Source organism: Streptomyces sp. NPDC058685 (genome assembly GCF_042714725.1).
Taxonomy (GTDB): Bacteria; Actinomycetota; Actinomycetes; order Streptomycetales; family Streptomycetaceae; genus Streptomyces.
Genome location: NZ_JBHXSL010000004.1, coordinates 221,745 through 236,552, shown reverse-complemented (window position 1 = coordinate 236,552; position 14,808 = coordinate 221,745). Strand labels below are relative to the sequence as shown.

Annotated in this window: 11 protein-coding genes and 1 tRNA gene; 8 read left to right on the top strand and 4 right to left on the bottom strand. The window is 67.6% G+C overall.

Annotated features, from left to right (window positions below):
* Nucleotides 1-87: 87 nt before the first annotated feature.
* Nucleotides 88-552, bottom strand: coding sequence for a GatB/YqeY domain-containing protein (locus ACFWU3_RS05650; RefSeq protein WP_384431584.1), 465 nt, complete (start codon nucleotides 550-552; stop codon nucleotides 88-90).
* 84 nt (nucleotides 553-636) lie between these two features.
* Here ACFWU3_RS05650 and ACFWU3_RS05645 point away from each other — a divergent pair, with 84 nt between their 5' ends.
* The 6 genes from ACFWU3_RS05645 to ACFWU3_RS05620 all read left to right on the top strand — a co-directional run bounded on the left by ACFWU3_RS05645 (nucleotide 637) and on the right by ACFWU3_RS05620 (nucleotide 9,270).
* Nucleotides 637-1,179, top strand: coding sequence for a hypothetical protein (locus tag ACFWU3_RS05645; RefSeq protein WP_384431581.1), 543 nt, complete (start codon nucleotides 637-639; stop codon nucleotides 1,177-1,179).
* A 277-nt stretch (nucleotides 1,180-1,456) separates the two neighbouring features.
* Nucleotides 1,457-3,034, top strand: a complete 1,578-nt coding sequence (gene mptB, locus ACFWU3_RS05640; RefSeq protein WP_384431578.1) for a polyprenol phosphomannose-dependent alpha 1,6 mannosyltransferase MptB — start codon at nucleotides 1,457-1,459, stop codon at nucleotides 3,032-3,034.
* Between the two features lie 26 nt (nucleotides 3,035-3,060).
* Nucleotides 3,061-4,308: a glycosyltransferase 87 family protein gene (locus ACFWU3_RS05635; RefSeq protein ID WP_384431717.1), complete on the top strand. Its 1,248-nt coding sequence runs from the start codon at nucleotides 3,061-3,063 to the stop codon at nucleotides 4,306-4,308.
* Nucleotides 4,281-5,222 (top strand): metallophosphoesterase, encoded by a 942-nt coding sequence (locus ACFWU3_RS05630; protein WP_384431575.1) that lies wholly within the window; start codon nucleotides 4,281-4,283, stop codon nucleotides 5,220-5,222. The genes ACFWU3_RS05635 and ACFWU3_RS05630 overlap by 28 nt, the downstream gene beginning before the upstream one ends.
* A gap of 140 nt (nucleotides 5,223-5,362) precedes the next feature.
* Nucleotides 5,363-5,436 (top strand) — tRNA-Pro (locus ACFWU3_RS05625).
* A gap of 513 nt (nucleotides 5,437-5,949) precedes the next feature.
* Nucleotides 5,950-9,270 (top strand): type ISP restriction/modification enzyme, encoded by a 3,321-nt coding sequence (locus ACFWU3_RS05620; RefSeq protein WP_384431572.1) that lies wholly within the window; start codon nucleotides 5,950-5,952, stop codon nucleotides 9,268-9,270.
* Between the two features lie 84 nt (nucleotides 9,271-9,354).
* Here ACFWU3_RS05620 and ACFWU3_RS05615 read toward each other — a convergent pair whose 3' ends face one another.
* Nucleotides 9,355-9,630, bottom strand: a complete 276-nt coding sequence (locus ACFWU3_RS05615) for a hypothetical protein (RefSeq protein ID WP_384431570.1) — start codon at nucleotides 9,628-9,630, stop codon at nucleotides 9,355-9,357.
* Nucleotides 9,631-9,999: 369 nt separating this feature from the next.
* On the opposite strand from ACFWU3_RS05615, the gene ACFWU3_RS05610 reads away from it, so the two are divergent.
* Nucleotides 10,000-10,428 (top strand): hypothetical protein, encoded by a 429-nt coding sequence (locus tag ACFWU3_RS05610; protein WP_384431567.1) that lies wholly within the window; start codon nucleotides 10,000-10,002, stop codon nucleotides 10,426-10,428.
* A 633-nt stretch (nucleotides 10,429-11,061) separates the two neighbouring features.
* On the opposite strand, the gene ACFWU3_RS05605 is transcribed toward ACFWU3_RS05610, so the two are convergent.
* Together ACFWU3_RS05605 and ACFWU3_RS05600 are read right to left on the bottom strand one after the other, a co-directional pair.
* The gene (locus ACFWU3_RS05605) at nucleotides 11,062-11,415 is read right to left on the bottom strand and encodes a hypothetical protein (protein ID WP_351457594.1); all 354 of its coding nucleotides are present in this window, start codon (nucleotides 11,413-11,415) and stop codon (nucleotides 11,062-11,064) included.
* Nucleotides 11,416-11,767: 352 nt separating this feature from the next.
* Nucleotides 11,768-12,274 (bottom strand): hypothetical protein, encoded by a 507-nt coding sequence (locus ACFWU3_RS05600; protein ID WP_384431564.1) that lies wholly within the window; start codon nucleotides 12,272-12,274, stop codon nucleotides 11,768-11,770.
* Between the two features lie 202 nt (nucleotides 12,275-12,476).
* Here ACFWU3_RS05600 and ACFWU3_RS05595 point away from each other — a divergent pair, with 202 nt between their 5' ends.
* The gene (locus tag ACFWU3_RS05595) at nucleotides 12,477-14,786 is read left to right on the top strand and encodes an LAETG motif-containing sortase-dependent surface protein (RefSeq protein ID WP_384431561.1); all 2,310 of its coding nucleotides are present in this window, start codon (nucleotides 12,477-12,479) and stop codon (nucleotides 14,784-14,786) included.
* The last annotated feature ends 22 nt before the right edge of the window (nucleotides 14,787-14,808 follow it).

Below are 14,808 nucleotides of genomic sequence, written 5' to 3'. Positions count from 1 at the left end.
TCGCTTTGCTTTCGCCCTAAAACTTGCTGTTGGGTTGTGGGGCCCGGCGCACGCGCCGGGCCCCTCTCCTTGTTCGCCTGCGGAGTCTCAGCCCGCGAGCAGCTGCTTCACCGCGGCGGCGACCCGTCCGCCCTCGGCGCGGCCCGCCACCTTCGGATTCACGATCTTCATGACGGCACCCATGGCCCGCGGCCCCTCGGCACCGGCGGCCTTCGCCTCGTCGACGGCCTGCGTCACGATCTGCGCGAGCTCGTCGTCGCTCAGCTGCTTCGGCAGGTAGGCGTCGAGGAGAACACCCTCCGCCTTCTCCCGCTCGGCCTGCTCGGCACGGCCACCCTGCGCGAAGGCGTCGGCGGCCTCGCGGCGCTTCTTCGCCTCCTTGGCGATCACCTTCTGCACCTCGTCGTCGGAGAGTTCACGGGCGGTCTTGCCCGAAACCTCCTCCTTGGTGATGGCGGAGAGGGTCAGCCGGAGAGTGGAGGAGCGCAGTTCGTCGCGCGCCCGGATCGCCGCGGTGAGGTCTTCCTGCAGCTTGGACTTGAGCGTGGTCATACGGACAAGTGTGGCAGGTGCCACGAAGTCCGCGCCCGCGCATTTCCGGGGCCCTCGTCAGCGGCCCTCCGATAGCGTTTCGCCATGTCCGCGTTCATACAGCAACTCCCCGCCCTGATCGGCGTGGTGGTCGGTGCCCTGGGCTCGTACCTGGCCATCACGCGTGGGGATCAGGCACGCTTCCGCCGCGAGCAGGAGGCCCGCTGGGAGGAGCGGCGGCTGGAGACCTACGCCGAGTACGCCCGTTCGCTGAAGAAATCGGTGACCCTGACGTACCGGATCGCCGCCCACCTCGGGAACGACCCCCATCCCCATCCGCTGTCACCCGAGGAGGCGGCGCCCCATCTGGCGGCGGCGAACGACGGCCGGGACCCGGCCGGCGAGGCCCTGCTGATGCTCGGCACCCGGGACGTGGTGGACAGGGCGCGGGTGTGGGTCGTCACCGTCCTGGAGATGGAGCAGTTCCTGCGCGAGCGGACGCATGACCCGGAAGCGTGGTCGGTCCTGCTGGAGAAACAGCGGACGGCGCGCGAGGGCTACTACGCGGCGGTCCGCAGGGACCTCGCGCTTCCGCCGGGGCACTCGGGTCAGTGGCAGCCGGCACCGCCGCCGCGGTCGCCGTCGTAGCCGGCCGCTGCTCGGCGGGTGCCGAACCGGGTTCGCTGCCGTACGGGTGCGCGCTCGTCGGCGTGACGCCGCCGCGGTCGCCGTCGTAGCCGGCCGCTGCTCGGCGGGTGCCGAACCGGGTTCGCCGTCGTACGGGTGCGCCGTCGCGGTCGGGACGGAGCGCACCCGCACCCGGACGCCGTACCCCCGTTCGCCGTCATTCGGCCGACACACTGCGGCCGCTCCGCGGCGAGGACACCGTCGCTTCTCGGACACCGCCCGTTGACACTCTGCTCGAATGCCGCTCGTCCCCACATCCCTCGACACCCGCCGCTGCCAACTCCTCGGACTGGTCGGCTCGGCGGCGCTCGCCGCGGGAGGTGTGACCGCGGGCGCGCTGCCGGTACGCGACGCCCTCGCACCGGAGTCGGGCCGCGCCGCGATCGGGCTCGTCGGGGCGTACTTCGGGCTGGTCCTGCTGGTCGCGGCCTGGGCGCTGCTGGGGCGGGCGGTGCGCGGGCCGAAGCCGCCCGACCGCCGGACCCTGCTGCTCACCCTCGGTCTGTGGGCCGCGCCGCTCCTGCTCGCACCGCCGCTGTTCAGCCGTGACGTCTACAGCTATCTCGCCCAGGGCGCGATGGTCGACGCCCAGATCGACGTGTACACGCACGGGCCCTCCCGGCTCGGCGGTCCGCTGAACGACGAGGTGGCACCGCTGTGGCAGCACACCCCGACGCCGTACGGCCCGCTGTTCCTCGCCTGCGCGACGGTGATCAACAACCTGTCGCACACCGAGGTGTCGGCCGGCGTCATCGGCATGCGCCTCGTCGCGCTGCTGGGGGTCGCGGGGATGGTCTTCTGTCTGCCGATCCTGGCCCGGCACTGCGGCGCCGACCCCGCCACCGCGATCTGGCTCGGCGCGCTCAACCCGCTGGTCCTCCTCCACCTCGTCGGCGGCGCCCACAACGACGCGATCATGCTGGGCCTGCTGGGCGCCGGTCTCGTGGCCGCCCTGGGCAGATGGCCCGTACTCGCCGTCGTCCTGGTCACGCTGGCCGCCTTGGTCAAAGCTCCCGCGGCGATGGGGCTGCTCGCCGTCGCGCTCCTGTGGGCGAGACAGCTCGGCAGCGGTGCACCACCAGCGCGGACATCCCGGGTTCGTCTGACCTCGGTTCGTCTGACCTCGGTTCGGCTGCCCTCGGTTCGCCTGCCCTCGATTCGCCTGCCCTCGGTCTTGACGCCACCGGTCCGTACGTCACCCGCTCGTCGGCCGGTCCGTGCGCCACGATTCACCGCCGCGCTCGCCGTGCTCGGGATCAGCGCCGCCACCACCGCCGCGACGACCGCCGTCACCGGCACCGGCTACGGCTGGATCGGCGCGCTCGACACCCCGGTCTCCCCGCAGAACTGGTCGATCACCTCCTCGCTCGGCCGGATGACCGGCGCCCTGCTGGACAGCGCGGGCAGCGGACTCGCCCAATTCGCCACTCCCGCCTGGCACTTGGCCGGCCTCGCCGCCACCGCTCTCGCGATACTGCTCGCCTGGCGCCGCCACCACCTGCGCCGACCGGTCTACGCCCTCGGTCTGAGCCTGACCGCCGTGGCCGTGCTCGGACCGGCGATCCGGCCCTGGTACGTGCTGTGGGGACTGTTCCTGATAGCCGCCGCCGGCCCCGGCCGGTCCGTACGCCGCGCGGTCGCCGCCGCGAGCGCGGTACTCGCCCTCGCCGTACTGCCCAACGGGTTCGCACCGCAGGGCCCGCAGGTGGCGCTCGCGACCTTCGGCGGCGTGCTCGCCGTGCTGGCGCTGTGGTGCGCCCACCGCGTCGCGCAGCGCACCGCCTCCCGTAGCGACGCCCTGGGGAGCACGGCATGACACTCGTCCAGCAGAGAACCAGCGGCATCAAGTGGCCCACGAGCACCCGCGGCCGGGTGCTGCTGGTGGCCGGTCTGGCCGCGGCCGTGGCACTGTTCCTCGCCACCGTGCCGCTGCACCGGGACTGGTTCGACCTCGGCGTCTACTACGGCACGGTCGAGCACTGGCGAGACAGCGGCCGCATCTACGACTACCTGGTGCCGGGGACGCACTACGGCTTCACCTATCCCCCGTTCGCCGCCGTGTGCATGCTGCCGATGACCCTGGTCGCCTGGCCCGGAGCGGTCGCGCTCAGCGTGCTCGGCAACATCGCGGCCGGGCTCGTCGTCCTGTACTGGTGCGCCGGCGCGCTCGTACGCCGCCAGGGCTGGAGCCGCTGGTACACCTTCGCCGTCGCCTTCTGCCTGTTCGCGCTGCTCGAACCGGTCCGGGACACCTTCAGCTTCGGCCAGGTGAATCTGCTGCTGCTGGCGCTCGTGCTCACCGACGCCTGGCTGCTGTCGACGGGCCGCGCCCGGTACGCGGGCCTCGGCATCGGACTCGCCGCCGCGATCAAACTCACCCCCGCCGTCTTCATCGGCTACCTCCTCATCACCCGCCGCTGGCGCGCGGCCGCCACCGCGACCGGCGTCGCCGCCGCCGCCACGCTCCTCGCCCTGTGGGTCGCGCCCGATGCCTCCCGCCTCTACTGGACCGAGGCGATGTGGAACACCGACCGCGTCGGCTCGCTCGCGTACGTCTCCAACCAGTCCTGGCAGGGCGTCCTCGCCCGGCTCTCCGCACCCGACGATCCCAACCGAGCGGTGTGGGCGATCGGTGTCGTGGTGATCCTCGCGGTCTGGGCCCGCCGCTCCACGCGCGCGGTCGCCGCCGGAAACGAACTCGCCGGCTTCGCCCTGACCGGCCTCACCGCCTGCCTGATCAGCCCGGTGACCTGGGTGCACCACCTGGTGTGGATCTTCCCGGCGCTCGCCGTACTGATCACCGCCGCCCTCGACCACGACCGCGACGACCCGCGGCGACGCCGGCTGCTGCGCCGGGCCGCCGTGATCTACGTGGTGCTGTGCAGCAGCGTCGTCTGGCTGTGGAGCTGGGACGCCACCGGCATCGACGGGTTCATCGGCAGCAACACGTACGTCTGGATATCGCTGGGCCTGCTGCTGACGTTGCCGGTGCGGGGAGTGACGGCCGAGGTACCCACCGCCCACCCGTCTCTCCAACCGGCAGGGTCTGCCACCATGGGCAGATGCGCGCACGATACGGGATCCCCCTGAAAATCACGGCAGGAATCGCGGCGGTCGGCGCTGCCGGCATCGCCTACGCGGCGGGCTTCGAGGCCCGGTCCTTCCGTCTCCGACGCATCACGGTCCCCGTGCTGCCGAAGGGCATGCGACCCCTGCGCGTCCTTCAGGTCTCCGACATCCACATGGTGAGCGGCCAGCACAAGAAGCGCGCCTGGCTCCAGTCGCTGGCGGGCCTCCGTCCGGACTTCGTCGTCAACACGGGCGACAACCTCTCGGACCCCCAGGGCGTCCCCGAGGTCCTGGACGCGCTCGGCCCGCTGATGGAGTTCCCGGGCGTCTACGTCTTCGGCTCCAACGACTACTACGGCCCCACGCTCCGCAACCCGGTCCGCTACCTCTTCGAGAAGGCCCAGGGCCGGCACGGCCTCAACGGCAACCCGCCGGCGGTCGGTGTGGTGCACAACCCGTGGGAGGACCTGCGCGACGCGTTCGACACGGCGGGTTGGGTGGGGCTGAGCAACAGCCGCGGCCGCCTGAAGCTGGAGGGCTTCGAGCTGGCCTTCACGGGCCTGGACGACCCGCACATCAAGCGCGACCGCTACGCGAAGGTCGCGGGCGGCCCGGAGAAGGACGCGGACCTCTCCCTGGCGATCGTGCACGCGCCGTACCTGCGCACCCTGGACGCGTTCACGGCGGACGGCTATCCCCTGATCCTGGCGGGCCACACGCACGGCGGCCAGGTGTGCATCCCCTTCTACGGCGCCCTGGTCACGAACTGCGACCTGGACACGGACCGCGTGAAGGGCCTGTCCACCCACGAGTCGTCGGGCAACACCTCTTTCCTCCACGTCTCGGCGGGCTGCGGCGCGAGCCGCTACACCCCGGTGCGCTTCGCCTGCCCCCCGGAGGCGACGCTGCTGACGCTGGTGGAGAGGGAGGACTAGCCCTGCACGACCCGCCCGCGCCCCGGCCCCCGGGCCCGTGTGCCCCACCCGGTCCCCTGGTCGGAGGCCGGGAAAACCGGATTTCGTCTGGGAGCGCGGGTGGGCTAAAGTAATCGATGTCGCCGCGACGCCGGTGACATCGGGGTGTAGCGCAGCTTGGCAGCGCGCTTCGTTCGGGACGAAGAGGTCGTGGGTTCAAATCCCGCCACCCCGACAGCCAAAACACCAGGTCAGGGGCCTGATCCGCATCGCGGGTCGGGCCCCTGAGTGGTTCCTGGAGATGGCTTGGGAGAAATCTGGGAGAAGATCTTGGTCCGGGTCTCCCAGCGAGCAGCAGCCGCACCCACCTGACCACCACATCCCCACACCCCTCTCATGTGCGCGTTCGTGAACTGGGCGCCATGCGCTCGGGAGTCGTGCTTCTGATTCGTCTCGGCAATCCGGCTGAACACCAGACGACCTCCCTGGACAACCGCCCGCCGCCTCGCGACGGTCTTGACCGGGCGCATCCAACGCCTCAGTTCCAGTCCGGCATCGGCGTATATTGCGCGGATACGCGCCTCCATGCGCCCTCGCATGCACCCTCCTTGCACCCCGCGCTCCCCTCCTACGGTCATGGAACAGCGAGGGCCGGAATGAAGTCCGACCCCGACGGGAGCAAGGTGCGGCAGATAGCCGCACCGACCTGACGTCGGCCGGATCTGCCCGCCTTGGGGGATGGGGCGGTATGAGTGCCCGACGCAGGATCCATGACAGCTTCGAACAGGCAGTCCAGGCCGCTGTGTCCGCGTTTGGAGCGGAGGCCACGCCGAAGCTGAGAGGCAGCGGGTGGCAGGAGGACCAACTCCGGGGACCGCTGGAGAACATGATCCGATCTGTATGCCGTGGCCTCGGTCTGGACGTCACCCTCATCGGCGAGGTACCGCTCGTCGACATGGGAGCCCGCCCTGACTATGCGGTTGAGGTCGGCGGCACTCTCGTCGGTTACATCGAGCTCAAGAAGCCGGGCACCCAGGCCGACCCGTCCGTCTACACAGGCCGCAACGCCGGGCAGTGGGCGAAACTACGGCTGCTCAACAACGTACTGCTCTGTGACGGCAACGAGTTTTCTGTCCACCAGCAGGGCCAACAGGTTGGAGAAGTGGCCTACCTGCGCGGCTCGGTCCTCACCTCCGGCGCCCGGCTTGCTCCCGCCGACGGGGCGCTTGCGCGGGTGTTGTACGACTTCCTGACCTGGGAGCCGCAGACGCCCCGCACCACGAGCCAGCTCATCCGAGCAGTCGCAGGACTGTGCCAACTGCTGTCGGAAGAGGTCGGTGAGGCGATCGCGCAGGAAAAGAGCCGACGCCGTCTGCCAGCCTTTACAAAGCTGGCCAAGGACTGGCGCCACTTGCTGTTCCCGGAGGCGACCGACGCCGAATTCATCGAACAGTACGGTCAAGCCGTCGTGTTCGCGCTTCTGCTCGCTCGGGTGGAGGAGATCACTTTCGAGGGCGAGACCATGCACAGTATCGCCGCGAAGCTGGGCAAGAAGCACTCACTTATGGGCCAGGCGCTGGATGTCCTCGCCGGAGACTCGGTCGCGGGACTCTCCACCACGCTCAACACACTGCTCCGTGTCATCGGGGCGGTCAGATGGGACGTGCTGGACGACGGAACAGGCGATGCCTACTTCCTGCTCTACGAACACTTCCTTCAGATTTACGACCCTGAGCTGCGGATACGTACAGGCTCGTACTACACACCACATGGCGTCGTCTCGGCCATGGCCCGGCTGGTCGAGGACGTCCTGAGGCGGGAGGGCTTCCATATTCCTTCCGGCTTCGCCTCCCCTGATGTGGTCCTTGTCGATCCGGCCATGGGCACCGGCACCTTCCTGCTGTCGGCACTGGAGCTCGCTGCCGAGACCATCGCTGAAGAAGAGGGACCAGGCGCGGTGGGCCCCCGCCTGCGAGAGATGGTGGGGCGTCGACTGGTCGGTTTCGAGATGCAGGTCGGCCCGTTCGCCGTCGCAGAACTGCGCATGCACGCCATGCTCAAGAAGTACGGGTCCGCGGCCCCCGCACAGGGACTCAGGCTGTTGGTGGCCGATGCCCTGGACAGCCCGACAGCTGAGTTCAACTGGATCCCCCACACCTACCGAGCACTCGCAGAATCCCGCCGCCAGGCCAACCAGGTAAAGAGAGACGAGCGTGTCATGGTCGTCATGGGCAACCCGCCCCACGACGCCGTGAAACGAGGTGCGGGCAAGTGGGTGGAGCGAGGGGAACCCGAGGCGGACATCCCTGCCCCGCTGGGGGCCTTCCGGCAACCCGGTAACGGCAGGTACGAGTCGAAGATCGCCAACCTCTACGTCTACTTCTGGCGTTGGGCCACCTGGAAGGTCTTCGACGCACACGACGACGTACCTTTCGGCGTGGTCGCGCTGATCACGCCGAAGGCATGGCTCAAAGGGCGGGCGTTCGCCGGAATGCGGCGCTATCTGCGTGAAACCGCCGACGAGGGCTGGATCATCGACCTGTCGCCGGAGGGCCACCGAGCTGATGTCGCGACCCGCATCTTCCCCGAGGTCGCGCAGGAGTTGTGCATTGCGATCTTCGTACGATGGCGGAACAGCCCCAGGCCGCGGACAGAGCAGCAGATCGCAAAGGTAAGGCATCTCAAGGTCGCCGGGCGCCGCGACGAGAAGATCGAACGTCTGGCGGCCCTCAGGCTCGACGACTCCGAATGGCGCGAGTGCGCCACGGGCAAGACGGATGCTTTCCTGCCGCCCGGCAGCGACCTGTGGGAGTCCTGCCCGCAGCTGAGAGATCTGATGCCGTGGTCGTCGCGTGGCGTCACTCCGGGGCGCATGTGGGTCTATGCACCGGACGAGGACACGCTCCATGAACGGTGGCGGCGCTTTGTCGCTGCGGACACCGAGCGGCGCGCCAAGATGCTCGGAGACTCGGGAGAGCGAACGCCCGATGACAGTGTCCCGCCCCTGCCAGGGGTCGAATCGCATGGACGGACAACACTCGCCACCGAGCACAGGACAAACACTCAAACGGTGCGCATAGGATTCCGGTCGTTCGACCGGCAGTATGTCCTGCCGGACAGCCGATTGATGGAACGCGGCAGAGCAGACCTCTGGCGAGTCCGGAGCGACCGACAGGTCTACACCATCGAGCAGAATGCCCACCCGCTGGTCAACGGGCCGGCGCTGGTCTTCAGTGCCCTCATTCCCGACATGCACTACTTCAACAACCGCAGCGGTTGCGCCCGTCCTCTCTACCGCAACGCCGCTGGCACGCTGCCCAACGTCACGCCCGGTCTACTCCCCCTGCTCGCCAGGCGGTTCGGAGTACCGGTCGTCGCTGAAGACCTCCTGGCCTACATTGCCGCACTCGCGTCCCATCCGGAGTACACGGCCCGATTCCAGGAAGACCTCGAAGTCCCTGGCCCGCGCATACCCCTCACCGCTGACCTCTGTCTGTGGGAGCAGGCTGTTGCCGTCGGCCAGCGGGTCCTGTGGCTGCACACCTACGGCGAACGGTATGCCGACGAGGCAGCCGGGAGGCCGTACGGCAGGGTATTGCTGCCACGCGACCGCCCCCGATGCGTCGCGGAGATTCCGGACGATACGGAAGCCATGCCGGAGAAGTTGGCGTACGACCCCGTGACACAGGACCTGTGGGTCGGCAGTGGACGGATCAGTCCGGTGCTTATCGCGGTCCGGGAGTACGAAGTGTCCGGGATGAACGTTCTCGACAAGTGGTTTGGCTACCGCCGAAGGAACCCCGCCGGCAAGCGACGCCTCGAACTGGACCATGAGTTCGCTCGGCGCTGGCTTCCCTCATGGACCACGGAACTGCTGGAGCTGCTGAACGTCCTCGGCCTGCTCGTGCAGGGGGAGCCGGCACAGGCCGACCTCTTCAATGAGGTGTGCGCGGGCCAACTGATCACGGTGGCAGATCTGACCACGGCGGGCGTCCTCCCCGTGCCCACAGAGGCGACCAAGGCGCTGAAGGCGACATCGGACGCAGGCGACGCACTATTCGACCTGTGAGCGAAACAGCAGCTGGTTTCTACTGTCGGGCCCGTCGCTCCGGCAGAACCAGCCTGCGTAAGGAGCCTCAGGAAGCGGGACAACTCACTGCGCCGCCCCCTCTGGCTCATCAGCCGCAGACGGGTGGACGTACCTTCCCTCGTTGAACGGAGTGAACCACGCCTGGAACGCCATCGGCGCGACACCAAGAGCCGCTCCGACGGCGCTCTCGTCGATGCCGTCCATGGAGTCGTCATAGAGCCACTCGTGGTCCATGTCCTCGTAGACGTTGTCAGCGAACGAGTCGAGCGCGGCCGAGACACCGTCGTCGAGCAGCCCGAAAGTCTCCAAGCTCACGTTCGTCTCGTTCAACAACAGCATCGCAACGGCGTACGCCGAGAAGCGCGACCTCGCCGGGCAGGCCGCACGCGTCGTACTTGACCACCGAGAGTGCTTCGACGACGACTTCATCGTCGACGCTTCCCGCATAGAGCAGACGCCTTCTGAGGTCAGCCGGGTGGAGATGCCCTCGGCCGCTCACTGCAGCGACGGATGGCCGTCCCAATCCATCGGCCGACAAGGCGCATGATCCCACCACGGAGGCGTTGTCCCTGCCCGCCCATGGGCCTCGCTGCTCTTCGAATGACCAGGCCTTGAGCAAGGCAGGTGTTGCCGTGCCAGATGCGTGAGACAAGCTAGGCGCTGGCAAAAGAATCGACACCACCTAGCGGCGGCCCTAGGCTCCGGCCTGTGACCGAGGACAGCCAGTGCCTAGCAAACTTCCGTGTCAACCTCGTGCCGGCAGTGCTGGCTCTGGCCAACCCCCCGTGGCAGCAAGCGGTGTGGCTCGACCCGTCAACTTTCGAGAACTTGGACCACATCTTTCACGTGCTCTTCGATGACTTCTGTGACGCCGACCAACCGGAGCGGTACCTCGGTATCAGTCTGCGGACCGACGAAGAAGTCACACTTATGCGTCAGTTGGGCACCGCGCTCAACGCCGCAGACGCCGAGGCCCCGAACGACACCGATCAGGAGTACCTGCAAGCGACGACCTGGCCGGAGGTTGTGGCGGTGGCCGGCCGTCTCGCGCAAGTTATGGTTTCGAACGACCTGAGTGAACTCGTTGCACTGCATAGCACTGAGTCCGGGGAAGACAGGCACCGCAACAGAAGCTGACGGGCAACCCCTCACAGGCTCAGCACCAGAACGCCAGATGAACAGCGGTCAGTCCTGGTCAGGGAGCAAGTGCCGCGATTACGCTCAGGATTGCCATACGCCCTGCTCAGGAGCCATGGGACCGCAAGTTGATCCGTGACTCCCAAGCTCCGGTTTCAGGCGAACGGCGACATGCCACGGCTCTCCAAGTGGGCGAGTGTGGCCTCAAGGCATGCGTCGGCGGATGCCAAGTCACGCCTGAAGAACTCCCCCAAGACACCGCCAGAGACGATCACCATCCATCGCTGTCCGCGTGTGCGCTCACCGTCAGCCTTGAAAACCATCGAGCACCCTCGCTCGGCTAGCCATTCCATCAGTTCTAGAACGTCCATATCTGTCCCCTCCGAGGAAGATCATGCACGCAGACCGGTGGGCAGCGTCGGCCCGTTCCATGCTGTACGAGGGCAACTAATGGCCCGATTGACCGTAGGTGCCGGATCTCGCTGAAGCTACGGATCGGAAGCTGTCTGTGCCACAACCGCGCCAGATTGGGCGGGTACTCACAGGGGACTGCGGCTGCTGACGGAGGTCACAGCTAGCGGACGCCGAAGTCGGCATCCCGCAGGTCAGATCCCAACTCGCCCCATCTCGCTCCTAAAGCGGTGATTGCTCGACCCACCGTTGCAGGCGGGCGCAAGCCACCAGTGCGCTGCCGTCTTCGGTGAAGTAGATCAGGAAGGTCCATTTCTGATCGACAGAATCGATCAGCCCTCCGCGCACCGGCCGGCCATGCTCGCGGAGGAGCTGCACCATTCGTTCCAGCCCAAGAGGTTCGACTCCGCGTAGCCGCATGCGCCGAAGTCGGAGTGCAAAGACCCCGGCATGCTGCTCTGCGGGATGCGTCGTATCCCACACCTGGTAGGTGGCGCCGCTGCGGAGGGCGGCCAGAGCAGCCACGGACGCCTCGTCCTCACCGGCCAACAGCTTTTCCAGCAAATGCCGTTCCATGGTCAACCCCCGTCGAGATCCTGCGGTACAGCAGCCAGGTACCGCAACCCCAGCAACTGCCCCCGCCCGCTAATGACCCTCTGCGGCCCAGTAGCGGGCGGAATGGCCGTCACTGACCGATCCGGCTAGAGCTACGGATCAGAAGGTGAGACGGGCAAAGCTCAACACGGTGAGTGTCTGACTGCGTTACAACGCAGGCGGACAGCTGGGGACATCCATGGCCACCTACGGACCATCACAGCAGCTCAGAGCCACACCAACCCAAGGCAGAGCCCCCACCCAAGTTGCTTCGGGACGAAGATGTCGTGGGTTCAAATCCCGCCACCCCGACAGGGAAACACCAGGTCAGGCGCTAATGCGGGGACGGTGTGTGGATGTCCAGGTCGGCGACCAGGCTCCCGCCACCCGCGTCGAGGATTCCGCACAGGCGGTTGACCGGCGTGTACAGGGGTCGGGCGTCGGATTCGATGCCGTCTTCGTCCTCGAAGTCGAAGAGCCGGTCGAACGGCACGGTGACGAACGGCCACACGGCCGGATCCGCGTCGGCCGAGTCGGGGTGGAACTGCCACTGGGTGCCGCACGTGCGGTTGTGGACCTCGCCGACGTACCAGGACGCCGTCTGGAGGAAGTCGCCGCCGCGTTCAGCCCATGCCTGGTCACTGCTGGTGTAGCGGGAGCGGACCAGCGCCTCCGCGCGCTCGAGCGAGGCGGGGCTGAAGTCCCAGTCCCCGTCGTGCTGCTGGGCCCATGCGGGGAACTCCTGCTGCTGGATCCGAAGCCAGGCGTCCAGGACGGGGTTGCCGGCGCGAATGCGGTCCAGCTCGGCCAGTTCCTGGTACTCGTCGTCGGTCATCTCCATACCGGCCGACCCTACCCGGCGCCCCTGACAGGGCAGCGCCGGTTCGTGCGACACACCCTCAATTGGCTTGCGCGAACGGAGAGTTCTGGTACTAGGCTGCCTCGCTGACGGTGTCATGTCACGGGGGCTCACACCGCTCACACACATGTCCCCAAGCCCCCGCAGGTAAGGGACAAAGCGCGTGAAATCCATACGTTTACGCGTGAGGGCACGCCTGGCATCCGCTGTCGCGGTCGCCGCAGCGGCAACTCTCACGTTCACCGGCCTTCCGGGCCTGACCTCCAGCGCAGATGCCGCACCGGCGAAGCCACCGAACCCGGGCATGCTCTGCCGCGACTACTTCGATCTCGCGGAAGACCTCGCCGCCATCGTCGAGATGCCCGACGGCGATGCGTCGCGAGCGAAATCCCAGTGGGACACCTACGACTACGAGAACCCGGGCAAGAAGTGGGACGGCCTTCAGGCGCCGTCCGAGGCGGACTACAAGCGCCTGGAACTGGAGGCCAAGGAGCCTCCGAAGTCCCGGCCGGTCGACCGGGTCTGGTGGAAGTGGATCCGGGCCAGCAAGAAGAACCCGAACGCATATGGGGACTTCACCTACTGGCGCGACATCATCCTGATCAAGAACGCCGGGAACGACCCGCGCGGCAAGGCGTTCGAGAAGAAGATCATCAAGGAGCACGGTCTCGTCGGTGACGACTGGATCTGCCAGAAGGAGTTCGACTACACCGACCCCGACACCGGCAAGACGTACCGGCGTCAGTCGGATGCGTGGAACAAGAGGACCGGACAGTCGCTGGAGATCAAGTCCAACGGGCACCCGGATCCGAAGCAGAAGCCGGGTGACATCGCCTGGTCGAAGCAGAAGGAATCCCCGGTCAAGTCGCTGAAGTACATCTTCGCCGAGCCGCAGGAGAAGGCCGCGAAGGACCACCTGAACGAGCTGAGGAAGAACGCTCCGGGCAAGGTGACCGAGTACAACTACCGCTCTCGTAAGGTCGAGTTGGCCCCGGGCGGCGGCGTACGAAACACCTCGACCACCATGCAGCCCCCGGGCTCCAAGGGTGTGACCGGCGGCGGTGCGCAGGACCTGATCCGTGAGTCGCGGCCGAACCCGAAGGACATGAAGGAGTTCCTGGACCGCAAGAACGCGGCCGACCCCAATCGGCTCCAGCCCAAGGGACCCGGTGGGGTGGACTTCACCACGCTGGACCTGCGCTACATCGGCAAGCCGGTCAAGGGCAAGGGCGTCGACTACAGCTTCTCCGCCAAGGAGGTCGCCGAGGACACCGCCGGCTGGGGAGGCAAGGAGAAGGCACAGCTCATCAACGACGCGTTCTTCACCTGGCTCGCCCTGACCCCGGAGAAGTTCTGGGTCAACCTCAACCCGGACCAGCCCGACAAGATCATGGACAGCGCGTTCGGGAAGACCGACGCCGGACGGGTCCTGCTGGAAGCCGACCTGGAGCTGAAGAGGGACTTCGCCGACGCGATGAACCCGAAGAAGCGCCCTGAGGCCGATCAGTACTGGAAGTCGCTGCCCCGCAACGCCCAGGGCATCCCCTGCTGGTTCCAGGTCCGCAACTGGATCGAGCCGGGCACCGCGGTGGTCCGGGAGGAGAACGGCGGGATCCACATCCTGGACACGCCGCTGAAGGTCAAGGCCCAGTACCTGAAGATCGACAATATGCCGGGCGACCCGTACCTGTGCGAGTTCAACGAGGCCGAGAAGAAGGCCACCGAGGACCGTATGAACCGGCTGATCATGCCCGAGGTCGAGCGTCGTGTGAACGACGACCCGCGCTACGCCGATCTGCGCCGCACCTACACGGCGCGTGTGGCGGCGGAGTTCATCCGGCAGCAGGATGCCAAGTCCCCCACCGACTACCGCAAGGTCATCAACAGCAACGACGTCTCCTCGTGGCCACTGCGCGGCGAGAACAAGGACTGGACGCGGGAGAGCGTGTACCAGGCCTATTTGAAGTCGCTGCGTGAGGGCGAGCAGGAGTGGGAGCACGACGCAGGCGGCGGCCCGTACACCATGAGCGTGGGCGGAGTCGACTTCTCCAAGCAGCCCAAGCAGAACATGACCAAGGTCCGCTTCGAGGCCGAGCACCGCTACCTTCCTCGCGAGACGAAGTCATCGGTGCGCACGCTGACGGACAATGCCAAGGACGGGGACGCGAACCTTCTGCTCCTGGGCGGTAACACCGTCTCCTCCGACCTCTCCGGCGGCGACGACACCCCGGGGCCGAAGCCGACTCCGACGCCGACCGAGCCGGGGGATCCGGGTAACCCCGGTGACCCGACGGACAAGCCCACCGACCCCGCCACGCCGCCGGCCACCGGCAACAGCGGCGGCACGGGCGGGAAGGACCCGCAAGGCGACCTCGCCGACACGGGCTCCAGCACGCCGGTCGGGCTGATCGCCGGAATCGCCGCGGCCCTCGCGGCCGCCGGTGGCGGCCTGGTGTGGTGGAAGCGCCGCCGCACCGCGGCCGGACAGGAGTAGCCGGCCACGGCACTCGCACGAC